We start from the raw sequence: 21,567 nt of genomic DNA on the forward strand, positions 1-21,567 counted from the left end.
ATCACTAGCCGCCTTTGGTTACGTCACGCGCCGATCAGCGCAACACGTTCAAAAGATCCTGCACCATCGAATTCGCTGTCGTGATCACCTTGGTGTTGGCCGAATAGGCCTGCTGGGTCACGATCAGCTTGGTGAATTCGTCGGCGATGTCGGTGTTCGAGCCTTCCAGCGACGAGCCGCTGATGCTGCCCGACGCGCCGTCGATCGCAGTGCCCGACTGTTCGGTCGCGGCGTAGGCGCCGCCGTCGAGGGCCTTGAGGTAATTGGTGCCGTTGAAGTGCGACAGCGTCACCTGGGCGAGGTTGAGGTTCTGGCCGTTGGAGAAGGTGCCGACCACGAGGCCGCTGTTGTTGACGGCGACCGAGCGGAGCTGACCGGCGGCGTAGCCGTTCTGCGTGATGGTGTTGATCGTCACCGCGCCGCTGGTGCTGGCATATTGCGTCAGCCCGCCCGAGGACATGTTGAAGGCGACCGAGCCGAGCGACTGGCCGCCGACGCTGACGTTGTTGATGGTGATGCCCGATCCGCTCGGCGAGGTCAGCGAGCCGTCGCTGGCAAAGGTGAAGGCCTGCCCGGTGTTGACCCAGCCGACCGTCGTGCCGGTCGCATTCGGATCGGTCTGGTAGAACAGGTTCCAGGTGTCGGAATGGCCGGTGCCCAGTGAGGCGCTGTCGGTCTTGGCCCAACGCAGCTGCAGGTTCACCGGCGTGCCCGCGGCGTTGTAGGCGGTGACCGCACCGCCGCTGATCGATTCCTTGGTGAACGTGGCGATGTCGTTGCCGATCACGCCGCCGGTGCCGGCAGTGCCGCCACCGCCGCGGTTCTTGGAAACGGACGACGTGAAGCCGAGCGCGGCGAAGGCGCTGCTGTTGTTGGGGCTCGTCACCGTCAAGGTGGGATTGGCGATACCGGTATTCAGGGTGATCACGCCGTTGCTGATCGAAGAACCGCTCGCACCGCTGAGCGTGTCGATCTGGCTGAGCAAAGTCGCTATGGAGTCGGTGATGTTGATCTGGTTCGGAGGGGTAGCGCCGGAGGCCACGAAGGTGATCGTATTGGCAGCTCCCGTGCCGTTGACCTGGATCGTGTTGCCGACCACGAAGGGCGTCGAGAGGACTTCCGCCCCGCCGGGCTGCGCGGTGCCGCCGAGCTGTGTACCACTCGTAATCGCGGGGGTGGACAGCACGTTACCGCCGCGCGTCACGCTGCTGATGCCGAGTAATCCTGCCGCAGTGCCGCCGATCGTCACGTCGGCCGTGGTGCTGGTTGTGATCTGGATGTTGCCGCTGGCATTCAAAGTCACGCTGGAGGCGGGAACGCCGGCTCCAGACGCGATCGCGCTGAGGACATCCGACATCAGTGCGCTGGTGGGCGACTTCAGACCAACCGTGGTGACGACAGGGGGGCCCGCAACCGTCGAAACGCCCGAGACGGTGTTGTCGAAGTTGATTGTTTGGCCGTTGACCGTCAACGACTTGCCGGCCAGGTTGGTGAGAAGGCTGGTGTTGAGATGCGTGGCCAAGCCGGCATCGAGAGACGTGCTGCCAGTTGCCACCGCCGAAGCGCTGTCCAGCAGTGGCACCGAGCCGGTCGCGGTCGTCGCCGTATAGGCCGAGCGCAGATTGCCGGTAGCGGCTGCGCCGGAGACCGTCGCATTCGAATAGGGCGGCGGCGGCGTGCCGACGATCAGCGGGTTGGCGGCAAAATCAGACGGATTCAGGCCGCCGGCCGCCAGCAGCGTGCCGCTCGCCGCGGTCGAACTCGCCCCCGTGTTCGGCACGCTCGGCAGGTTCGCGGCGTACTGGATCGAGGTTGTCGCCTGCGCCGGGATGAAGTTGTTCTGGAATTTCAGGACGGACGCCACATTGCCGGTCGGGTTGCCGGTCTTGGGGTCGACCGTGACGCCCATCAAGTAGTAGCCGGCGCCATTGACGAGATTGCCGTTGGAATTGAGCTGGAAGTCGCCGCGGCGGGTGTAGTAGGTGACGCCGCTGAACTGCGGCAAGTTGTCGACGACGTTAGTCGCCTTCTGGATCGAGAAGAAGCCGTCGCCGGTGATCGCCATGTTGGTCGCGACGGAGGAGGACGAGATCGTACCCTGGGTGGTGATGGTCGCCTTGGCGTTGGCCGTCACGCCGCCCGCGACCTGCTTGCTCGGCACCGAGGCGTCGGGAATGAGATCGACGAAGCTGGTCCCGATGCCTTTGTAACCGGTGGTGGATGAGTTCGCGATGTTGCCGGAAATGTTCTGCAGCGCGTAGGACTGCGCCTGCAGGCCACCCACCGAGGTGTTCATTGCATCGAAGATACCCATAACTTTGTCTCCAGATCCGATCTCGGCGGCCGGTCGACCATGGCCGCAGTCGGAAGAGACAGTCGCAAGGGCTATGCCAATGCGGGTATTCTCAGGAAATCAATGACTTGAGTGGGCAGGCCCCGGTCCGATGACCGGGGCACAATTGCCGGGGCGGCAACAATTGCCGGGGCATCGGGTCATCCCGGGGCGGTCCGCAGGACCGAACTCAGGTGCGCAATTGCGCACCTGAGAATCGCGAGATTCCGGATTCGATGCTCACGCATCGCTCCGGAGCGACTCCAGCGAGACCTACGTGGCCGACGCGGCGACCGGGTGGAAGACCAGTCCGAAACCGTCGATGCAATAGCGCAATCCGGTCGGCTTCGGACCGTCGTCGAAGACGTGGCCGAGATGGCCGCCGCAGCGCCGGCAATGCACTTCGGTGCGCACCATGCCGAAGGTGCGGTCCTCGGTCTTGCCGACATTGCCTTCGATCGGCTGGTAGAAGCTCGGCCAACCCGTGCCGCTCTCGAACTTGGTCTCGGACGAGAACAGCGGCAGGTCGCAGCCGGCGCAGGCGAAGATGCCCTTGCGGTGTTCCTTGAGCAGCGGGCTGGAGCCTGGCCTCTCGGTGCCCTCCTTGCGGAGGATTTCATATTGCTGCGGCGTGAGCTGGGCGCGCCACTCGGCGTCCGTCTTCTCGATCTCGAATTTTTGCGTGGCCTTCTCTCCAGCCTCGGCAGGCGTTCCTCTCAGCCAGCGGAAGGCCGAAAGGCCGAACAGGCCGGCAACAGTCGTCAGCAGGATGCGGCGGTCAAACATCTCATTCTCCGTGCGCGGGGAGTCCACGCCCTGAGATACGGGCTCTAACGGCCGACGTTACACGTCCGGGCGCGGTTTTTCTCAACTTATTGCGAGACGACGTCGCCTTGCCGAGCCGGTTCCACGCCCTCGGCGGCAGGTTTCGGCGGAGGGGCCGGCCGCGGCCGGACGCCCGGCGGCGGACGGCGCGGACCGGTGCCGGCGGCCCGGTTGGCTTCGGCCAGCCGCGCCTCGCGCTCCCGGTCCTTGACGCGGGCCCGCTCGCGGTAGCGGGCGAGCGAGCCTGCAGCGGCGGAACTCGCCCTGCCCCAAACTCCCACCAATTGGCCCGCGACCCGTCCGGTCGTGCCGCCCGCCCAGACCAGTTCGAATGGCGAGAACCGCTTCCAGCGGTCGTCGCCCCACAAAATGCTGCGCGCGATCAGCTGTCCGGCCATGGCCGAGGTGTTCATGCCTTGGCGGCCGAACCCGCTCGCCACCCACAGGCCTTTGCGCAACTGGCCGATCTGCGGCATGCCGTGCACGGTCTGGCCGGTGGCGCCGCCGAACATGTCGGTGATCTCGACATCGCCGAATTGGGGGAAAATCGATCTGATCCGCCGCCTGACCGCGCTCGCAAAGCGCTGCGGACGCGCGGCCCAGGTGGTCTCGGGGCTTTCCCACATCAGGCGGTCGCCGTCGACGACACGGAAATGGTCGACCCCGTCGGAATCCATCACCGATCCCTTGAACGTCACGATCTCGTGCACGCGCTCGCCGAGCGGCGCGGTAATCCCGGCATAGCGCCAGACCGGCAGCAGCGTCTCCGATAGGCGCCTCAAGGGCGCGCCGAGGTGGATGTTGCCGGCGAGCACGATGTGGGTGGCGCGCAGCCGCGCCGAGGGCGTGACGATGCGCTTGCGGATGCCGGAATGATCGATGCTGACGACCGGCGTATCCTCGAAGATGCGCGCTCCCGCTCGCCGCGCCAGCGCTGCGAGGCCGTGCACATATTTGCGGCCGTCGAGCTGGAACGCCCGGGGATAATAGACGCCGTGGAAGTAACGGTCGGTCTTGAGCGCCTCGCGGACGCGATCCACCTGCCAGCCCTCGACCTCCGTGTCGAAATCCTCATGGAGCATCTGCAACCGGCTGATCAGCCGGTCGCCGGCATCGACGTTGGAGACCTCCAGCACGCCATCGCTTGAGCCGATGCCGGGCATGTTCTCTTCGGTGGCGTTGGCCCGGACGAACTCGGCGCCCTCCTTCGCCAGTGTCCACAATTCGCGCGCGTCCTCGAAGCCGATGCGCTCGATCAAATCGGCGAGCGGCAGCGCAAAGCCCGGCATCACGGCGCCGAGCTGGTTTCCGGAGGCGTTCCAGCCGATATGGCGGCCCTCGAGCACCGCGACGCTGGCCCCGAGCCGGGCTGCCTCCAGCGCGATGGAGAGCCCGGCAAGCCCGGCCCCGATCACGCAGATGTCGGCGTCGAGATCAAACGACAGTCGCGTGCGTTCACGAAAGCCGGCTTCTTCCTGGGACACGCTTGTGAAAGTCTCGCTCATGTCGTTTTCTTAAAGGACCGATCGGGCCCTTGTCACCTTGTCCTCAACCGGCGCCTGTAGATTATTCTGGACGCGTAACGATTCGAGAAGACCATGCGCCGTTTGATGCTGCTGCGTCACGCCAAGACCGAGACTGACGCGCCGAGCGGCCGTGACCAGGATCGTCGCCTCGACGACCGCGGCCACAAGGACGCCGCGCAGATCGGGGATTGGCTCGCCACCCATCCCCCCTTCCCCAAGGCCGTGCTGGTCTCGCACGCCGTCCGCGCCCGGCAGACCTGGGACATTGCCTGGGAGACGATGAAGGACCGCGTCGCGGCGCCGCAGGTGGAGGTCCTGCCCGAACTCTACGGCGCCGATCCCGCCCAGATCCTGGAATCCATTCGCACTGCAACCGTTCCGGCCGACCCGAAGCAGTTGCTGCTGGTGGGCCACAATCCCGGCATGCACGAGGCCGCGCTGATGCTGATGGGCGGCGGCGATCCGGCCGGCGCCAAGGCGCTCGCTCACAATCTGCCCACGTCGGGGCTTGCGATCTTCGACTTTGACGTCAAGGATTGGGGTGACGTGGCCTACCGCCGCGGCAAACTGGTGCTGTTCGTCAGCCCCAAGCTGCTTCGATCGGGTTGAGACGCGCGGGGCGCGCCGTCTCGACCGGTTGATCCAGCTTGGTCAATTGGGAGGCGCAGATGTTCAAGTCCATCCTCGTGCCCATCGACCTCGCCGACACCGATCTAGCCAAGCCGGCGCTCGCGACCGCGGTAACGCTGTCGCAGACCTGGAGCGGATCGATACGACTGCTCAACGTGCTGCCGATGACGCCGGTGATGCTCGCCGAATATGTCCCGGCCGATTTCGACGAGCAGCAGCGCCAGACCTCCGAGGAAGCGCTCGCCATCGTCGCGCGGGAGTCAGGCATCGAGACGGGGCGCATTTCCAGCGTGGTGCGCCAGGGCGGCATCTACCACGAGATCCTGGAGGAAGCCGTGCATATGAAGGCCGACCTGATCGTGATGACCTCGCACCGGCCGGCGATGCGCACCTATTTCCTTGGCTCCAATGCCGGGCACGTCGTGCGCTACGCCAAGTGCTCGGTGCTGGTGGTCAGGCATTGATCGCCACAACAAACGCCGTCATTGCGAGCGCAGCGAAGCAATCCAGCGTCTTTCCGCGTTGACAGCCTGGATTGCTTCGCTCCGCTCGCAATGACGATGCGGAGGCATTGTCACTACGCCGGACTTGCCGGGCGTGGCGGCCAAACGAACTCACAGATACCGCGTCAGCTCGGCCTTGAACTGCCCGTAGACGGCGTCCTCGATCTGGCTGCGCGTGATCCCGATGTCGCGCAAGGCGTGGTCGTCGAGCTCGTTCAGCGTCTTGACGGCAGAGCGGCGCTCCAGGCGGTCGAACAGCGCATGGGCGGCGTTGGCGAGGGCGCCGAAAAATCCGCCCGACGAGGATGGGCGTAAACTCCGCCCGGCAGTTTGCGAGATCGTGGTCATTTTTCTTCTCCGGCCTATTGTCCGCGCAGCGAAGCAGGTGCCGTTGGCACGGACGCTGCGAGCGCCTGCACCTCATTTGCCATCGGATTGCTCTCGCTCTCCTCGGCTCAATCGCGGAACTTGATGGAACTTAAATGCTCCAGTACACTACTCGGAGCAAGTAAAACATTGCTCTCGGTGCAATAATGTCCAAGTTCGAATACGTGAAGCTTGCCGATGCCATTGCGGCCGATATCACTAAGGGCACGTTAAGGCCCGGCGACCGGCTGCCGCCACAGCGCAACTTTGCCTATGACCGCGGCATCGCGGTCTCGACCGCGAGCCGGGTTTATACGGAGCTGCTTCGCCGCGGGCTCGTCGTCGGCGAGGTCGGCCGCGGCACGTTCATCTCCGGCGACATCAAGCGCGAGGTCGAGGCGTTGAGCGAGCCGCGCGACGCGCGGATCGATTTCGAGGTCAATTATCCGTTATTGCCGCAGCAATGGGCGATGATCGCCAAGAGCCTTGCCGGGCTCGAGCGCGTCGATGCGCTCGAATCTGCCCTGCGCGTCTCGACCAGCACGGGCACCAAGAGCGCGCGCAATGCAGCCGTCGCCTATCTCGCGCGCAAGGATTTCACGCCGCAGGCCGAGCAGATCGTCTTCACCGCCAACGGCAAGCAGTCGCTCGCCGCCGCGCTCGCCGCTCTCGTTCCCACCGGCGGCCGCTGCGGCGTCGAGGCGCTGACCTACCCTTACGTCAAGAGCATCGCGGCGCGGTTGGGTGTGACGCTGGTCCCGATTCCGATGGACGAATTTGGCGCGCGTCCCGATGCGATCCAGAAGGCGCATCGCGAAGCGCATCTGTCGGCGCTGTATCTCCAGCCCATCATCCAGAACCCGCTCGGCGTCACCATGAACGCGACGCGACGCGCCGACATCATGCGCGTCGCCGAGAAGCTCGATCTCACCATCATCGAGGACGCCGTCTACGGCTTCCTCGCCGACGACACGCCGCTGGCAGCGCTCGGGCCGGACCGTTGCATCGTGATCGACAGCCTGTCCAAGAAGGTCGCACCGGGCCTCGCGCTCGGCATCCTCGTCACCCCGCCGCATCTGCGCGAGAGCGTGATGAGCGCGGTGCGGACCGGCGGCTGGATCGCCTCGGGGCACGCGCTGGCGTCGGGGCAGCGGCTGATGGCCGACGGCACCGTCGCCGAGCTGACGCGGCTGAAACGGATCGACGCTGCGCGCCGGCAGCAGACCGCGGCAAGGCTGCTCGCCGGCTACCAGATCGCGGCCGACGCGCGCTCCTATCATTTGTGGCTGACGCTGCCGCCACACTGGCGCTCGCAGACCTTCGTCGCCGCAGCAGCCCGGCGCGGCATCGCACTGACGCCATCCTCGACGTTTGCAATTGCGCACGGACATGCACCGAACGCGGTACGGCTCGCGCTCGCCCCGCCCTCGCTCGAGCAGCTCGACTCCGGCCTGCGCACGCTCGTGTCGCTGCTCGGCACCAAGGAAGAGGATTTCGACTCGACGGAGTAGAGAGAGCGTTGCGAGCGAAGTGATACCGGTTCGAAAACGCGTCACGACAAGGATCCGACCCTTCGCTGCTCAGGCCGCCGGCCATTCCGCGATGAAGCCCCTCGCCTTGTACGGCTCGATCTTGTCCCATTCGTGCAGGACACGCCGGCGAAACTCGACATCGGTGTGCCAGAGCGCGCGCGGCGTCGCAAAGCTGTCGACGGTGAGCAGCATCTTCTCGGCTTCAGGCCAGTGCCGGTGCAGCGTCATCGGGTAGCGGCGCGCCGTCCAGGTGTTGCCGAGGCAGATCACGCTCCGGACGTTTCGCAGTCCAAGCGCCGCATCGACGATCGGCAGCGAGAAGATCACGTTCTCGCCGGTGTTCATCGCGCGATGTTCCTCGAGGATGAGGTCCGCCGGAATGCCGGCCGCGACCATCGCTGCCTTGATGATGGTGCACTCAGATTGCTCCGAGCCCGGCGTCACGCCACCGCTGACAATTGACCAGCGGAAAAGGCCCTCGCGCCACAGCCTCGCGGCGGTGTCGGCGCGCAAGCCAACGTCCTCGCGGGTGCCGAACATGAACAACAGATCGGCCGGCCGGAGCGGCGTATCGATCAGATGCGTGCGGTTGATCTCGACGATCTCATCCGCTGTAGGCTGGCGCCTGTTGCGATCCATGGTTGGCATAACAGCACGATGCGACACCGGCGCAGGAGCACGAAGTCACGTTTGATTGCGGCCGATTGCACCTAAGGCAGCAAGGCCTTCGGCACACGATCAAAACTGTAGCTGTGCGGCTGGTTGCGCCGCACGAAGCCGCCGACCTGCCAGGCGAACAGCGCGGCCAAACCGATGATGAACAGCGCACCGGCGAATTCGCCGATCAGGAGCGCGCGGATCAACAGCCCGGCCATGGCCACCGTCAGCACCGCCAAAAACGCCAGCACCGCCGCATAGGTCTTGCGGCCGAGGCCTGCGGTCAATTCGGCGCGGCTGCCGGCCTGCGCCATCCGTGCGTGCAGCTCGATGATGAAATCGCGAAAACCGTTGTCCTGCGGCGCCATCAGCGCTGCGGTCTGCCAGCTCGTCGACAGGATCCTGATGCGGCCGCCGCCGGTGTGGCTGAGATCGGCGCGAAAGCGGTGCTGCTGCATCGACACCGGGCGAAACGACAGCCGGATCGCCGAGATCTCGTCATAGCGCCACAGGCCGGAGCGGCCGGCGATGTGCCAGGACAGGCCCGCGTCCGTCAGCTCGAAACGATGCGCCGAGCCGATCAGCGACGCCTTGTAGGCGTAGCTCGTGACCGAAGCCGCCTCAGCTCCCGAAACCTGCATCTCCACAATCAATCCCGTCCGCGCAATCCCGCCTGCGATCGGCTTGCGCGATCGCCCTCGCCCATCCTACAAGCGGGGCATGGCTGAGACGACCTTTTTTCCGCGCCGCCTGATTCTGGGCGCCGCCGTGATCTCCGGCGTGCTGCTCGCGCTCGCGGTGCACATGCTGGGCGCGCGCTACGGGCTCGACCTCGGCGGGCTCTGGCATTCCGACACACACGAATTCATACCCGCGGGCGCAGCCATCGCCTGGTGGCTGATTGCCACGGTCGGTTTCTCCGGCGGCTATTTCACGGCGACATTGATGCAGAGCGCCGTCTCCGGGCAGATCCCGCAGCGGATGCGGCAGTTCCTGATCGCGGTCGGCGTGCTGCTGCTTGCCGGTGCGGGCCAGGTAGCCTCGGCGCCGAGCCCGATCCCGTCCGTCTCGGGCGTGCTCGCCGGGCTCGCCGCGCTATGTCTTGGCGCCGTGATGGCGTTTTGCGGCGCGCACTTCGCGCTGCGCCGCGGCTAGACCTCAGGCCGAGACGCGGAGCCGCGGCCGGTTCAGCATCAACGCGACATCGGATGCGGGCCGCGGCTTGCTGAAAAGATAGCCCTGCGCCTGGGTGCAGCCCTCGCGCCGCAGCAGCTCGAGCTGGGCGTCGTTCTCGACGCCTTCCGCCGTGGTGACGATGCCGAGGCTGCGCCCAAGGCCGGTCACGGCGCGGATGATCGCCATGGAATCCTCGCGCGTCGCAAGCTCGGACACGAAGGAGCGGTCGATCTTGATCTTGTCGAACGGGAAGCTGCGCAGGTAGCTCAGCGACGAATAGCCGGTGCCGAAATCGTCGAGCGAGATCCGCACGCCCATGGCGCGCAGCTCGTGCAGGGTGGTCAGCGTCGCCTCGCTGTTCTGGAGCAGCACCGATTCGGTGATCTCGAGCTCGAGCCGCCGCGCCGCGAGCCCCGAGGCGGCCAGCGCATCGGTCACGGATGCGATCAGGTTCGGGCTCTTGAACTGCACCGGCGACAGGTTGACGGCGACATCGACATCGTCCGGCCAGGTGGCGGCGTCACCGCAGGCGCTGCGCAGCACGAACTCGCCGAGCTGGACGATGAGGCCGGTCTCCTCGGCCACCGGAATGAAGTTGATTGGGGCGATCAGGCCACGCTGCGGATGGTTCCAGCGCAGCAGCGCCTCGAAGGCGACGACGCGACCGCTGGCGACGTCGCGGATGGGCTGGTAGTACGCCTCGAACTCGTCGCGTAGCAACGCCGCCCGCAAGTCCATCTCCAGCAGCCGCCGCGCCTGCGCGCGCGCATCCATGCCGGTCTCGAAAAAACGATAGGTGCCGCGGCCGTCCGCCTTGGCGCGGTACAGCGCGAGGTCGGCGTTCTTCAACAACTCGTCCGGATTGTCGCTGTCCTGCGGCGACAGCGAGATGCCGATCGAGACGCCGATCACGATCTGGTGGTCGTCGATTTCGTAAGGCGCAGAGATCACCTCGACGAGGCGGCCGGCAAGGGCTCGCGCCGCAGCTTCCTCGGAGCGCCCGATCTGGACCACGGCGAACTCGTCGCCACCGAGCCGCGCCACGGTGTCGCTCGCGCCGACAGTAGCCTTCAGCCTGCGACCGACTTCCTTGAGCAGCGCATCGCCGATGGGATGGCCGAGCGAGTCGTTGATGTCCTTGAAGTGATCGAGATCGAGGCACAGCACCGCGAGCTGGTCGCCCGACTTCGCCCTGCGCAGTCCCTGCTCGAGCTGCTCGTGAAACAGCACGCGGTTCGGCAGATTGGTCAGCGCGTCATGGCGCGCCATGTGCGAGATCTTGGCCTGCGCCTCCAGCCATTCGGTGATGTCCTCGAAGGTCGCGACCCAGCCGCCGCCCTGCATCGGCTGGTTGACGACGCGGATGGAGCGACCGAACCGGGTGACGACCTGGCTCGTCGTGCGGCCCTCGCGCGCGTCGGCCACGAGGCGCGCGAAGAATTCGCCCGCATCGCCCTGCCACTGGCCCTTGGCCTGCTCTTCCCGCAACACGTCGACGAGCAGGCGGCCGGCGAGCGGAATGTCGGTGCGGCCGAGCATCGCTGCGTAGCGCTCGTTGAAGAGCTGGATCTTGCCGTCCGCATCGAACATGCACAATCCCTGCGACATGTTCTCGAGCGCGGTATCCAACACGACCTGCTGGCGTCCCAGTTCGCCCTTGGCGCGGCGGTCGAGCAGAGCCGCCGCGAGCGCGATCGCGATGATCGCAGCGGCGGCGCTGGCGGTGAGGATCGACAATGAGGCCGGCGGGATCGACAGGCCGCTGATCGCGACCGCAGGATCCGGCGTCAGCTCCACGGCGCCCATGGCGGTGAAATGATGTGAGACGATGGCAAGCACCAGCAGCACCGTCGCGCCGAGCGCGCCCGCAAGGCTGTCGCGCCGCCCCGCAACGACCAGGGCAAGCGACCCGAGGACGATGCCGAGCACGATCGAGACCGTCACTGTGCCGGTCGCCCAGCCGATGTGCGCGGGAATCTCGAGCGCCATCATGCCGGTGTAATGCATGGCGGCAACGCCGCCACCAACGACGGCGCCGCCGAGCGCAACCAGGCCCGCCCGTGTCACCGACACCGAGATGCTCAGCCCGATGAAGGTGACCGCGATCGCGAAGATCAGCGACAGGACCGTCAACGGAATGTTGTAAGCGCCGCCCGCACCGGGCCCGTAAGCCTGCATCGCGATGAAATGGGTTGCCCAGATGCCGCCGCCGGCGACGACGGCATCGAGCGCGACCCACGATACGCGAGCTCCCCCGCGCGCCGCACGGGCGCGGTGGAACAGGCTGATCGCCGCCGCGCTGGCGAGCAGGCACACCGCCCCGCCGAGTGCGACCAGACGCCAGTCGTGCTGATCCGTCAGGCAGTAAAGAACTTGATACATTGCCGGCCCCTATTCCAACCGCACTAGAGCCGGCAGAGATGGACAGTCGGTAACCGGCTATGTGCCGGTTTCGGGAATGGTGAACAGAGAATGTGTGTGATTGCTCACATTGAGTGCCCTTACGCCTTTGTGTCAGGTGCATTTGCGCCGAGGCCGATCACAACGGCGGCGAGCAGCAGGACGGCCGCCGATATGATTAGCGACTGGTGAAGGCCCGTCATGAATGCACTGTCCGAGGCCACCAGCGAGCCGAACAGCGCGACGCCGAGCACGCTGCCGGTCTGCCGCGTCGCGTTCAGGACGCCGGCGGCGATGCCGGAGCGCGCCTTGTCGACGCTGCCGAGCAAGGTGGAGGTCAGCGGCGGCACCAGCAGGCCAAGTCCACCGCTGATCGCGATCATCTGCGCAAAGATCGCCCAGTAGCTGGTCCCGGCTTCGGTCCAGAGCAGCCCGAGACAGCCGAGCGCCGAGATACAGGCGCCGGCCACGATGGTCGGGCACGAGCCGATGCGCTCGGCCAGACGCGGCGCCAGCAGGTTGACGGGCAGCACTGCGCCCATCATCGGCACGAAGGCGAGCCCGGTCCACCAGGCCGACAGCCCGTTGATCCTCTGGAAATACAGGCTCAGCACGAAGATCAGGCCGTAGATCGCGATGTTGACGAGGAGGCCGACGATCGTGGTCAGGGTAAACAGCCGGTGACTGAACAGCGACAGCGGCAGCATCGGCTGCACGGTGCGGCTCTCGCGCCAGACGAAGAGCGCCGCGAATGCGGCTGAGGCAACGAATGCCGCGATCACGGCTGGATGGCTCCAGCCGAGCACGCCAGCTTCGATGATCGCGCCGGCAAGCGCGCCCAGCGCACCGATCGCGGCGAGCTGGCCGGGCAGATCGATCTCTCGCGCGCGCGACCGCGTGGTCTCGCTGGCGTAGCGCCAACTCAGCCACAAGCCGGCAAGACCGATCGGCAGGTTGACCAGGAAGATCGCGCGCCAGCCGACCAGCGTGATCAGCGCGCCGCCGACGAAGGGACCGGCAGTGAGCGCCAGGCTGGCTCCGGCGGCCCAGACCGCCACGGCGCGACCACGCTCGCGGTCGTCCGCATAGGCATGATTGAGCAGCGCCAGGGAATTCGGCACCAGGATCGCCGCCGCCAGCCCCTGCACCAGCCGCGCTGCAATCAGCACGGCCGCATTGGGCGACATCGCGCAGGCGAGCGAGGCCGCGGTGAAGATGGCGAACCCGGCCATGAAGATGCGCTTGGCGCCGATGCGATCGCCGAGCGCACCGGCGGTCAGGATGAAAGCGGCAAAGGCGATGGTGTAGGCGCTGACAACCCATTGCAGCTCGGCGACGCCGCCGCCGAGCGATTTTCCCATCGCATCCAGCGCGGTGTTGACGATGGTGACGTCGAGCTGGACGACGCCATAGCCGAGGCTCATCGCGGCAAGCATGAGGGAGGTTGCAAGGCGCGAGCCGGCACGCTGCGCGCCGGCTCCGTCGTCGAGAGGTTCACATTTGATGGTGCTGGCTCGCATGCTGCCACCTCGGTTGCAGCCCCATGCGAAACATACGCTACCGGCCCGCCGTCATGTTTCGACAATGACCGAATGATGGATGCGTCATACGCGAACGCCGCGCGGATGACCGCGCGACGCCTTTCGCGGCTACGCCCGGCCCTAGCTCGCCGCGCGCAGGTTGACCTTGCTCTCGGCGAGCGTGGTCAGCTTCCTGTCGGTCGCCTTCTCTTCTTCCAGCGTCTTGGCGAGCACGGTGGCGCAGTCGTTGCGGCCGAGCTGCTTGGCCCAGGCGATCAGGCTGCCGTAGCGGACGATCTCGTAATGCTCCGCGGCCTGGGCGGCATTGATCAGGGCGGCGTCCAGCACCGCCTTGTCGGCGACTTCACCGGCGGTCTCGTCGGCTTCCTCGATGATGCCGTCAATCGCCGGGCAGTCGACCGCCTTCACCTGCGCGCCGTGCATCTTGAACACTTCCTCGAGCCGCTTGACGTGCTGCTTGGTTTCTTCGAGGTGCGTCAAAAAGCCCTGCTTCAACTGCGGATCGGTGGCCTTATCTACCATTTTCGGCAGCGCCTTGGTGAGCTGCTGCTCGGCATAATAGATGTCCTGAAGCTGGTGCACGAACAGGTCGTTCATGGTCTTGATGTCTTTTGTGAACAGTCCCATCGTTCCGATCCTCTCGGTTTCGGGAACACGGAGGCGTCGGCTCGCACGAAAAGCCGATGATTCCGCCATGTTCGATTGCTGATGGAGCGCTAACCGGCGCACGGTACCGACGTTCCAAAAAAGCTCGCATCGCTTGCGTTGGAACAATGCCGACTGCGGGCGGACACAAAATCATGTCAAGATGCGGACGCGCGTTCCAGGCAAGTGCCTCGACTCATATGCTTAACGCGCGCCCGATATGAACCACATATGACAAAAGCGGCGGTCCACCGCAGAACCTATCGGTCGAACGCAGAACCTATCGTTGTCAAGGGCTGCACAAGTCGCTGTTTTTGCCTTAAATGAGCTACATCATGCCTAGCGGTCGAAGCCCATTTCGGGCAGTGATCGCACCCGACCGGCCAATATCTGGCCGATCGGTCTTGCCCCCCGCCGGGAGGATGAATGCACGGACTGCTGCCCGCGCTGAAGCGCGGCTTCAAGAGATGGATCGGCTGGCGACGGCTCGGCGTTGCCGCGAGCGTCTTCATCATCGCCTTCGCGATCACCACGCTTGCGCGCACTCTCAAGGACATCGATACCGGCGTCATCCTGACCGCGTTGACCGAGATTCCCCGCGGGAATATCGGGCTGGCGGCGATCTGCGTCGTCTTCGCGTTCTGTACACTGACCTTCTACGACTATTTTGCACTGCGAACGATCGGCAAGAAACATGTGCCCTATCGCATCGCAGCACTCTCCAGCTTCACGTCCTATTCGATCGGCCACAACATCGGCGCCACCGTTTTTACCGGCGGCGCGATCCGTTTCCGGATCTATTCGGACTACGGGCTGAACGCGATCGACGTCGCGAAGATCTGTTTCCTGTCGGGCCTGACCTTCTGGCTCGGTAACATCTTCGTGCTCTCGATCGGCATGGTCATCCATCCGGATGCCGCCTCATCGATGGATCAACTGCCGTCGTCGATCAATCGGCTGATCGGGCTTGGCGGCCTCGCCTCGATCGGCGCCTATCTGGTCTGGCTCTGCATGGGCGAGAAGCGCCGCGAGCTCGGCCAGAAGGGCTGGAAGGTGGTGCTGCCCTCGGCGCCGCTGACGCTGGTCCAGATCCTGATCGGCGTGGTCGATCTCGGCTTCTGCGCGACGGCGATGTACCTGCTGATGCCGGCCAATCCGTCGATCGACTTCATGTCGCTGGCGGTGGTGTTCATCCTGGCGACGCTGATCGGATTTGCCAGCCACGCGCCCGGCTCGATCGGCGTGTTCGATGTCGCCATGCTGGTCGCGCTGCCCGAATTCGGCCGCGAACAGCTTCTGGCGACCCTGCTGGTCTTCCGCATCCTCTATTTCGTGATCCCGTTCGGCCTCGCCATCTCCATCATGGGCGCGCGCGAGCTCTGGATGAACGTGGTCGAGCCCTGGCAGGAGCGGCGGCGGCTGGCCGAGGCCTGCGCGCAAGCCAACCTGCCCAAGCAGGTGGCAGCGATGGAACGCGAGCGGTCGTTGCGACAGGCCAGCAAGCGGTAAGGCGGGCGGGCGACCGTCAGACAGAGGTTGCGGGCGGGGCAGCAATGCTCTCTTATTTCCGCCTCAACTTTGCCGTTGAACACGCGGGCCATGATCCCTTTTTCCTTTCGCATCCTCCCCGCAGGCCTCCTGCTGCTTGCCGGGATTCTGACGTCTTTGCCGCTCGAGCGCGCCGCCGCGCAGGACGCCGGTGCGATGCAAATATCCTGGGAGGTGCGCAACCGCTTCCGCCTGTTCCGCGAGGAGCGCGACTTCCAGCTCCATGTCGAGAACGCGCGTAACCGCAGCATCCTCGCCGCCGAGCAGTCGCTGGAGCTCCAGAGCGAGGGCCGCGGCTGGGCCCGCAACATGGTCAACCGGCTCTGCATCGACCTCCAGGGCCGGGTCAACCAGCCCTGCACCCGCGACAACGTCAAAGAGAACTACATCACCCCGATCGACCATCCGGTGACCGTGCGCCTGACCGGTGCAGTGCCGGTCGGCGCCACCTGCGCCTGGTCGTTCGACGACGGCGACGGGCCGCAGACCTCGACCTTCGACTGCGCCGAGCCGGTCAACCTGCGCGTCCGCTACGGCAAGCAGACGGTCGCGAGCGTCGACGTCTCCTCCGGTTCCGATCCGACCCAGCGCGTCCAGACCGAGATCCAGGTCCGCGACATCTTCGTCGCCGGGCTGGGCGACAGCATCGCCTCCGGCGAAGGTAATCCCGACCGGCCGCTGGCGCTGTCGGACGAGGGCTTCTGCTTCCGCTCCTATCTCGGTACCGCCGGTGCGCAGTACTACCGGCCGAGCCGCGCCGGCTATAAAGGTGGCCGCGCCTGCGAGGCACCCGACACGCTCGCCAACTGGCAGCATTACGGCGCGCTCTGGTTCAACTCACCCTGCCATCGCTCGCTCTACAGCTACCAGACCCGCACCGCGCTGGCGCTCGCGGTGCGCTACACCCACATCGCGGTGACCTTTCTGCCGCTCGCCTGCACCGGCGCCAGCATCGGCGACGGACTGCTCGGCTCGCAACGCGCCCGCGAATGCCCGCCCGGCAAGACCGGCGTCTGCAACACCAGCGTGAACGCACAGGTCGCCGAGCTGCGCGAGGCGCTCACCGCGGCAAAAAAGCGACAACCGGACCGCACGCTCGATCTCGTGCTGCTCTCGGTCGGTGCCAATGACGTCTATTTCTCCGGCCTCGTCGCCGACGTCATCGTCGACACCGCGACCGAGCGCGCGCTGTTCCGCCGCTCCGGCGTGATGGCGGGCGTCGACGATTCCCGCGATGCGCTGGCGCGCGAGCTGCCACAGAATTTCGTCAAGCTGCGCGAGGCGCTGAAGCCGCTCGTCGGCGGCGATCTCTCGCACGTGGTCTATGTCTCCTACGCCAATCCCGCGCTCGCCGATGGTGGCGTACCCTGCCGCGGCGGCCGCGCCGGGTTCGACATCCATCCGTCCTTCAACGCCGATCCGCAGCGCCTGGCCCGCGTATCGACCTTCGTCGACACCGAATTCCTGCCGCAGCTGAAGGGGCTCGCCACCTGCACGCGCGGGGCGCTGTGCCGCGATCCCGAAGCCGATCGCATGACCTTCGTGGACTCGCACCAGGCGGCGTTCGCCGATCACGGCTTCTGCGCCCATGCGAGCAACGATCCCGAATTCGACCGCACATGTTTCGCCGAGAACGGCCAGAGCTTCAATCCCGATATCGTGAGCGCGGCGAGCCAGCCGATGCTGTGCGGCCGCAGCGCCTCGGAGTATCGCGCCTACCTGCCGCGCGCGCGCTGGATCCGCGATGCCAATGACAGCTATTTTGCCGCGATGACCTATCCGCAAGGTCTGCCGGCGGCGAGCCAGCCGACCGACATCCACGACGCCACCTGGGGCGTGCTCTCCGCCGTCTACGGCGGCGCCGTACATCCAAGCGCGGAAGGCCACGCCGCGATGGCGGACGCCGCACTGCCGGCCGCAAGCAGCGTGCTCGGCCTCGATGCCGTGCCGCCCGGCGTGACACGCGGCCTGCTCGCGCCGCTGCTGGGCACGCAGCAATAGCAGCCAAGAGCGACTTCTCTTCACACCGTCATTGCGAGCGCAGCGAAGCAATCCAGAATCTTTCGGCTGAGGGATTTCTGGATTGCTTCGCTGCGCTCGCAATGACGATTGGGGCTAACACTCTCCGCATATTCGCTTTCATCGCCCGCGGAGGCGGGCGATCCAGTACTCCGTGACGGACGTGATTGAATCGAAACGCCGCGGCGTACTGGATTCCCCGCCTGCGCGGGGAATGACAGCGGAGCAAGTGGAGCGCGTTCGCAATTTCACGATCGTTCCCCGCACCTGCCGTTCCATCAATCCAAAAACGGCATCGATCGATACTCCCTTGAACTTGGACACTTTGCCGCGCGCGCCTCTAGGAGTCGCAGTGAGGAAACATTTCGAGTTCTAAGGAGGCGCGTGATGAGCGCAGTGGTGTCCGCAGCGGACGTGAGGAGGTCTCGCGTCAGGCTGTTCATCGTGACCATGTTGTTCCTGGTCACGACCGTGAACTATGCCGACCGCGCCACGCTGTCGATCGCGGGCCCTGCGCTCTCCAAGGAGCTGCATCTCGATCCCGTCGCCATGGGCTGGATCTTCTCGGCCTTCGGCTGGTCCTATGTCGCGGCGCAGGTGCCCGGCGGCTGGCTGCTCGACCGCTACGGCTCGCGCCTCGTCTATGCCTTCAGCATCATCGTCTGGTCGCTGTTCACGATGATGCAGGGCTGGGTCGGCTTCCTCAGCGCTGGCGCTGCCATCATCGTGCTGTTCGCACTTCGCCTCCTCGTCGGCGTCGCGGAAGCGCCGTCCTTCCCCGCCAACGCCCGCATCGTCGCCGCCTGGTTTCCCGGCAATGAGCGCGGCACCGCATCGGCCTTCTTCAATTCGGGACAGTATTTCGCCACCGTGATCTTCGCGCCGCTGATGGGCTGGATCGCGCATGATTACGGCTGGCGCTTCGTGTTCTTCGTGATGGGTGGGCTCGGCGTCATCATGGGCCTGGTCTGGATCAAGACCGTCTACGGCCCGAAGGAGCATCCCGGCATCAACGAGGCCGAGTTCGATTACATCAAGGAAGGCGGCGCGCTGGTCGATCTCGATGCGCCCAAAAACGATCTGATGCAGGAGCGTGCACCCGAGTCCGGCTCCGGCTGGGATCACATCCGCCAGTTGCTCTCCAACCGCATGATGCTCGGCGTCTATCTCGGCCAGTACTGCATCAACACGCTGACCTATTTCTTCCTGACCTGGTTCCCGGTCTACCTCGTCAAGGAGCGCGGCCTGTCGATCCTGCAAGCCGGCTTCGTCGCGACGCTGCCGGCGCTGTGCGGCTTCATCGGCGGCGTGCTCGGCGGCGTCATCTCCGACGCCATCCTGCGCAAGACCGGTTCGCTCACCATGGCGCGCAAGATCCCGATCGTCGGCGGCATGCTGCTGTCGATGTCGATCATCGCCTGCAACTATGTCGACGGACAGGCGCTGGTGGTCGGTTTCATGGCGCTCGCCTTCTTCGGCAAGGGCATCGGCGCGCTCGGCTGGGCGGTCGTCTCCGACACCTCGCCCAAGGAAGCCGGCGGCGTCTCCGGCGGCCTGTTCAACACCTTCGGCAACCTCTCCTCGATCAGCACCCCGATCGTGATCGGCTACATCCTGGCCGCGACCGGCTCATTCAACGGCGCACTGCTGTTCGTCGGCGCCAACGCGCTGGTGGCCGCGTTCGCCTATCTCGTGGTGGTCGGCAAGATCGAGCGGGTGGTGCTCAAACGTTCCTCCTGAGGGCTCCCATGGGAGCTTGACCAGGCAACTCAACGGCGGCTCCTCAGCCGCCGTCTTTGTTTTTGGGGATGATCGATGCTAGAAGTGCCGGGGAAACGCCTTATCCATCTAAGGCATGTATCGATGTTCGACCTCAACCAACTCCGCTGTTTCGTCACGGTGGCCGAAGAACTGCATTTCGGCCGCGCCGCCGCGCGGCTGAACATGACCCAGCCACCGCTGTCGCGGCAGATCCAGGTGCTCGAGCACATCATCGATGCGCCGCTGCTGGAGCGCACCAGCCGCTCGGTGCGCCTGACGCCGGCGGGGCGCAGCTTCCTGCCCGAGGCAAGGCGCATCCTGAAGCTTGCGGAAAGCGCCTCGCAAGTCGCCCGCCGCATCGCGCTCGGCAAGACCGGCTCGGTCAAGATCGGCTTCACCGCGGCCGCCGCCTATGGCTTCCTCCCCGAGCTCGTCGCGGCCTGCCGCGCCAAGCTGCCCGAGGTGGACTTCTCGCTGAAGGAGATGGTCTCGGGCGACCAGTTCGAGGCGCTGACCTCGGGTCAGATCGATGCCGGCCTGCTCAGGCCGCCGATCGCGCGCCCCGAGCTGACCAGCCGCCGCGTCGTCGCCGAGCCCCTGCTCGCCGCGATCCCGAAGAAGCATCCGCTGGCGAATGCCGAGACCATTACCATCAAGGACTTCGACGACCAGCCCTTCGTGATGTACTCGCCCTATGAGAGCCGATATTTCCACGATCTGCTGGTGGCGCTGTTCACCCGCGCCGACGTGCTGCCGCGCTACGTGCAGCATCTGAGCCAGATCCATTCGATCCTCGCCATGGTCCGCGCCGGCCTCGGCCTTGCCATCGTGCCGGCCGCGGCTGCGAGCCTGAAGATCGCCGACGTGCGGCTGCGGCCGCTGAAGCTGCGCACCCGCGTCCCCGTCGAGCTGTTCATGGCGTGGCGCCGCGACGACGAGAACCCGCTGCTCTCCGCGCTGGTCAAAATCGCAGGCGAATTGTCCTCCGCGGAGGTGGCGGACGATTGATGCTCAATCCGCATCGGTCGATATAGGCTTTGGCTTGGACGCGCATCGAACGGTCTCCTAAACAACGGCGCATGGACGCGCAGGCTTCGGCCCGCGTCCTCCACAACACGCAATTAAGGGAGCAGCGCCCATGAGCAAGATGACCCCGCAGGAAATGGCCCAGAAGATCGGATCGGGCCTCCTGTCCTTCCCTGTCACGCCCTTCAAGGCGGACTATTCGTTCGATGAGGCGACCTACCGCGCCAACATGGACTGGCTGTGCGGCTATGACGTTGCCGGCCTGTTCGCCGCCGGCGGCACCGGCGAGTTCTTCTCGCTGACGCCGACCGAGGTTCCGCAGGTGGTCAAGATCGCCGTCGACGAGACCAAGGGCCGCGTGCCCGTGCTCGCCGGCACCGGCTACGGCACCGCCACCGCGCGCGAGATCGCGATCGGCGCGGAAAAGGCCGGCGCCGACGGCCTGTTGCTGCTGCCGCCCTATCTGACCCATTCCGAGCAGGACGGCCTTGCTGCCCACGTGGAAGCCGTGTGCGCCTCCGTGAAGATCGGCGTCATCGTCTACAACCGCGACAACGCCATCCTCCAGCCCGATACGCTGGCGCGCCTCGCCGAGCGCTGCCCGAACCTCGTCGGCTACAAGGACGGCATCGGCGACATCGAGCTGATGACCCGCGTCTACACCAAGCTCGGCGACCGCCTCACCTATATCGGCGGCCTGCCGACCGCGGAAACCTTCGCGCTGCCCTATCTCGACATGGGCGTGACGACCTATTCCTCGGCCGTGTTCAACTTCGTTCCGGAATTCGCCACCAACTTCTACGCCGCGGTGCGCAAGCGCGACCATGAGACCATCCACGCCGGCCTGAAGGACTTCATCCTGCCGCTGATCGCAATCCGCAACCGCAAGAAGGGCTATGCGGTCTCGATCATCAAGGCCGGAATGAAGGTGATCGGCCGCGATTCCGGCCCCGTCCGCCCGCCGCTCACCGATCTGTCCGAGCAGGAGATGGCGGAACTGACCGCACTGGTGAAGAATCTGCCCGCCATCCGATCGTCACAACAGGCTGCAGAATAACGATAGAACATAGGGAGGAGCGC

18 protein-coding genes are annotated in these 21,567 nt (G+C 65.6%); 9 read left to right on the forward strand and 9 right to left on the reverse strand.

The genetic code is table 11. The features are described from left to right. Positions 1-34 precede the first annotated feature (34 nt). From ACKWRH_RS30385 to ACKWRH_RS30395, 3 genes are all read right to left on the reverse strand, one after another. Positions 35-2,314, reverse strand: coding sequence for a flagellar hook-basal body complex protein (locus ACKWRH_RS30385; RefSeq protein ID WP_445216505.1), 2,280 nt, complete (start codon positions 2,312-2,314; stop codon positions 35-37). Between the two features lie 291 nt (positions 2,315-2,605). Continuing rightward, positions 2,606-3,118, reverse strand: a complete 513-nt coding sequence (gene msrB, locus ACKWRH_RS30390; protein WP_445216506.1) for a peptide-methionine (R)-S-oxide reductase MsrB — start codon at positions 3,116-3,118, stop codon at positions 2,606-2,608. 86 nt (positions 3,119-3,204) lie between these two features. Further along, the gene (locus tag ACKWRH_RS30395; RefSeq protein ID WP_445216507.1) at positions 3,205-4,662 is read right to left on the reverse strand and encodes an NAD(P)/FAD-dependent oxidoreductase; all 1,458 of its coding nucleotides are present in this window, start codon (positions 4,660-4,662) and stop codon (positions 3,205-3,207) included. A gap of 93 nt (positions 4,663-4,755) precedes the next feature. Between ACKWRH_RS30395 and ACKWRH_RS30400 the strand changes: the two genes are divergently transcribed. Next, a complete protein-coding gene (locus ACKWRH_RS30400) occupies positions 4,756-5,292 on the forward strand; it encodes a SixA phosphatase family protein (RefSeq protein WP_445216508.1) in 537 nt (178 codons plus the stop codon). A gap of 59 nt (positions 5,293-5,351) precedes the next feature. After that, the gene (locus ACKWRH_RS30405) at positions 5,352-5,777 is read left to right on the forward strand and encodes a universal stress protein (protein WP_028148535.1); all 426 of its coding nucleotides are present in this window, start codon (positions 5,352-5,354) and stop codon (positions 5,775-5,777) included. A 150-nt stretch (positions 5,778-5,927) separates the two neighbouring features. Here ACKWRH_RS30405 and ACKWRH_RS30410 read toward each other — a convergent pair whose 3' ends face one another. After that, positions 5,928-6,164: a DUF1127 domain-containing protein gene (locus tag ACKWRH_RS30410; RefSeq protein WP_445216509.1), complete on the reverse strand. Its 237-nt coding sequence runs from the start codon at positions 6,162-6,164 to the stop codon at positions 5,928-5,930. 185 nt (positions 6,165-6,349) lie between these two features. On the opposite strand from ACKWRH_RS30410, the gene ACKWRH_RS30415 reads away from it, so the two are divergent. Next, complete coding sequence (locus ACKWRH_RS30415; protein WP_028148537.1) at positions 6,350-7,693, forward strand: aminotransferase-like domain-containing protein; 1,344 nt, start codon at positions 6,350-6,352, stop codon at positions 7,691-7,693. Positions 7,694-7,762: 69 nt separating this feature from the next. On the opposite strand, the gene ACKWRH_RS30420 is transcribed toward ACKWRH_RS30415, so the two are convergent. Both ACKWRH_RS30420 and ACKWRH_RS30425 read right to left on the reverse strand, forming a co-directional pair. Further along, a complete protein-coding gene (locus ACKWRH_RS30420; protein ID WP_445216510.1) occupies positions 7,763-8,362 on the reverse strand; it encodes a YdcF family protein in 600 nt (199 codons plus the stop codon). A 62-nt stretch (positions 8,363-8,424) separates the two neighbouring features. After that, positions 8,425-9,012: a hypothetical protein gene (locus ACKWRH_RS30425; RefSeq protein ID WP_445216511.1), complete on the reverse strand. Its 588-nt coding sequence runs from the start codon at positions 9,010-9,012 to the stop codon at positions 8,425-8,427. 79 nt (positions 9,013-9,091) lie between these two features. On the opposite strand from ACKWRH_RS30425, the gene ACKWRH_RS30430 reads away from it, so the two are divergent. Then, positions 9,092-9,526 carry a hypothetical protein gene (locus ACKWRH_RS30430; protein WP_028158298.1) on the forward strand — a complete coding sequence of 145 codons (435 nt, stop codon included), beginning with the start codon at positions 9,092-9,094 and terminating at the stop codon, positions 9,524-9,526. Positions 9,527-9,529: 3 nt separating this feature from the next. Here the strand turns inward: ACKWRH_RS30430 and ACKWRH_RS30435 are convergent, their stop codons facing one another. The 3 genes from ACKWRH_RS30435 to ACKWRH_RS30445 all read right to left on the reverse strand — a co-directional run bounded on the left by ACKWRH_RS30435 (position 9,530) and on the right by ACKWRH_RS30445 (position 14,115). Beyond that, a complete protein-coding gene (locus ACKWRH_RS30435) occupies positions 9,530-11,929 on the reverse strand; it encodes a bifunctional diguanylate cyclase/phosphodiesterase (protein ID WP_445216512.1) in 2,400 nt (799 codons plus the stop codon). A gap of 119 nt (positions 11,930-12,048) precedes the next feature. Next, positions 12,049-13,467: an MFS transporter gene (locus ACKWRH_RS30440; RefSeq protein WP_445216513.1), complete on the reverse strand. Its 1,419-nt coding sequence runs from the start codon at positions 13,465-13,467 to the stop codon at positions 12,049-12,051. A 141-nt stretch (positions 13,468-13,608) separates the two neighbouring features. Further along, complete coding sequence (locus ACKWRH_RS30445) at positions 13,609-14,115, reverse strand: YciE/YciF ferroxidase family protein (RefSeq protein ID WP_445216514.1); 507 nt, start codon at positions 14,113-14,115, stop codon at positions 13,609-13,611. A gap of 444 nt (positions 14,116-14,559) precedes the next feature. Here ACKWRH_RS30445 and ACKWRH_RS30450 point away from each other — a divergent pair, with 444 nt between their 5' ends. From ACKWRH_RS30450 to kdgD, 5 genes are all read left to right on the forward strand, one after another. Beyond that, positions 14,560-15,642, forward strand: coding sequence for a lysylphosphatidylglycerol synthase transmembrane domain-containing protein (locus ACKWRH_RS30450; RefSeq protein ID WP_028148544.1), 1,083 nt, complete (start codon positions 14,560-14,562; stop codon positions 15,640-15,642). A 90-nt stretch (positions 15,643-15,732) separates the two neighbouring features. Next, entirely contained in the window at positions 15,733-17,682 is a 1,950-nt protein-coding gene (locus ACKWRH_RS30455; RefSeq protein ID WP_445216515.1) for a hypothetical protein, read from the forward strand. A 405-nt stretch (positions 17,683-18,087) separates the two neighbouring features. After that, positions 18,088-19,440 carry an MFS transporter gene (locus tag ACKWRH_RS30460; RefSeq protein ID WP_445216516.1) on the forward strand — a complete coding sequence of 451 codons (1,353 nt, stop codon included), beginning with the start codon at positions 18,088-18,090 and terminating at the stop codon, positions 19,438-19,440. A gap of 123 nt (positions 19,441-19,563) precedes the next feature. Further along, positions 19,564-20,469, forward strand: coding sequence for a LysR substrate-binding domain-containing protein (locus ACKWRH_RS30465; RefSeq protein WP_445216517.1), 906 nt, complete (start codon positions 19,564-19,566; stop codon positions 20,467-20,469). Between the two features lie 130 nt (positions 20,470-20,599). Beyond that, positions 20,600-21,544 carry a 5-dehydro-4-deoxyglucarate dehydratase gene (kdgD, locus tag ACKWRH_RS30470; protein ID WP_445216518.1) on the forward strand — a complete coding sequence of 315 codons (945 nt, stop codon included), beginning with the start codon at positions 20,600-20,602 and terminating at the stop codon, positions 21,542-21,544. The last annotated feature ends 23 nt before the right edge of the window (positions 21,545-21,567 follow it).

The sequence above is a fragment of the Bradyrhizobium sp. Pa8 genome (assembly GCF_052588265.1).

What these genes read in the sequence shown, in the direction of transcription:
- ACKWRH_RS30385 (WP_445216505.1), bottom strand. Translation starts at nt 2,314, where the DNA reads ATGGGTATCTTCGATGCAATGAACACCTCGGTGGGTGGCCTGCAGGCG.
- msrB (WP_445216506.1), bottom strand. Translation starts at nt 3,118, where the DNA reads ATGTTTGACCGCCGCATCCTGCTGACGACTGTTGCCGGCCTGTTCGGC.
- ACKWRH_RS30395 (WP_445216507.1), bottom strand. Translation starts at nt 4,662, where the DNA reads ATGAGCGAGACTTTCACAAGCGTGTCCCAGGAAGAAGCCGGCTTTCGT.
- ACKWRH_RS30400 (WP_445216508.1), top strand. Translation starts at nt 4,756, where the DNA reads ATGCGCCGTTTGATGCTGCTGCGTCACGCCAAGACCGAGACTGACGCG.
- ACKWRH_RS30405 (WP_028148535.1), top strand. Translation starts at nt 5,352, where the DNA reads ATGTTCAAGTCCATCCTCGTGCCCATCGACCTCGCCGACACCGATCTA.
- ACKWRH_RS30410 (WP_445216509.1), bottom strand. Translation starts at nt 6,164, where the DNA reads ATGACCACGATCTCGCAAACTGCCGGGCGGAGTTTACGCCCATCCTCG.
- ACKWRH_RS30415 (WP_028148537.1), top strand. Translation starts at nt 6,350, where the DNA reads ATGTCCAAGTTCGAATACGTGAAGCTTGCCGATGCCATTGCGGCCGAT.
- ACKWRH_RS30420 (WP_445216510.1), bottom strand. Translation starts at nt 8,362, where the DNA reads ATGCCAACCATGGATCGCAACAGGCGCCAGCCTACAGCGGATGAGATC.
- ACKWRH_RS30425 (WP_445216511.1), bottom strand. Translation starts at nt 9,012, where the DNA reads ATGCAGGTTTCGGGAGCTGAGGCGGCTTCGGTCACGAGCTACGCCTAC.
- ACKWRH_RS30430 (WP_028158298.1), top strand. Translation starts at nt 9,092, where the DNA reads ATGGCTGAGACGACCTTTTTTCCGCGCCGCCTGATTCTGGGCGCCGCC.
- ACKWRH_RS30435 (WP_445216512.1), bottom strand. Translation starts at nt 11,929, where the DNA reads ATGTATCAAGTTCTTTACTGCCTGACGGATCAGCACGACTGGCGTCTG.
- ACKWRH_RS30440 (WP_445216513.1), bottom strand. Translation starts at nt 13,467, where the DNA reads ATGCGAGCCAGCACCATCAAATGTGAACCTCTCGACGACGGAGCCGGC.
- ACKWRH_RS30445 (WP_445216514.1), bottom strand. Translation starts at nt 14,115, where the DNA reads ATGGGACTGTTCACAAAAGACATCAAGACCATGAACGACCTGTTCGTG.
- ACKWRH_RS30450 (WP_028148544.1), top strand. Translation starts at nt 14,560, where the DNA reads ATGCACGGACTGCTGCCCGCGCTGAAGCGCGGCTTCAAGAGATGGATC.
- ACKWRH_RS30455 (WP_445216515.1), top strand. Translation starts at nt 15,733, where the DNA reads ATGATCCCTTTTTCCTTTCGCATCCTCCCCGCAGGCCTCCTGCTGCTT.
- ACKWRH_RS30460 (WP_445216516.1), top strand. Translation starts at nt 18,088, where the DNA reads ATGAGCGCAGTGGTGTCCGCAGCGGACGTGAGGAGGTCTCGCGTCAGG.
- ACKWRH_RS30465 (WP_445216517.1), top strand. Translation starts at nt 19,564, where the DNA reads ATGTTCGACCTCAACCAACTCCGCTGTTTCGTCACGGTGGCCGAAGAA.
- kdgD (WP_445216518.1), top strand. Translation starts at nt 20,600, where the DNA reads ATGAGCAAGATGACCCCGCAGGAAATGGCCCAGAAGATCGGATCGGGC.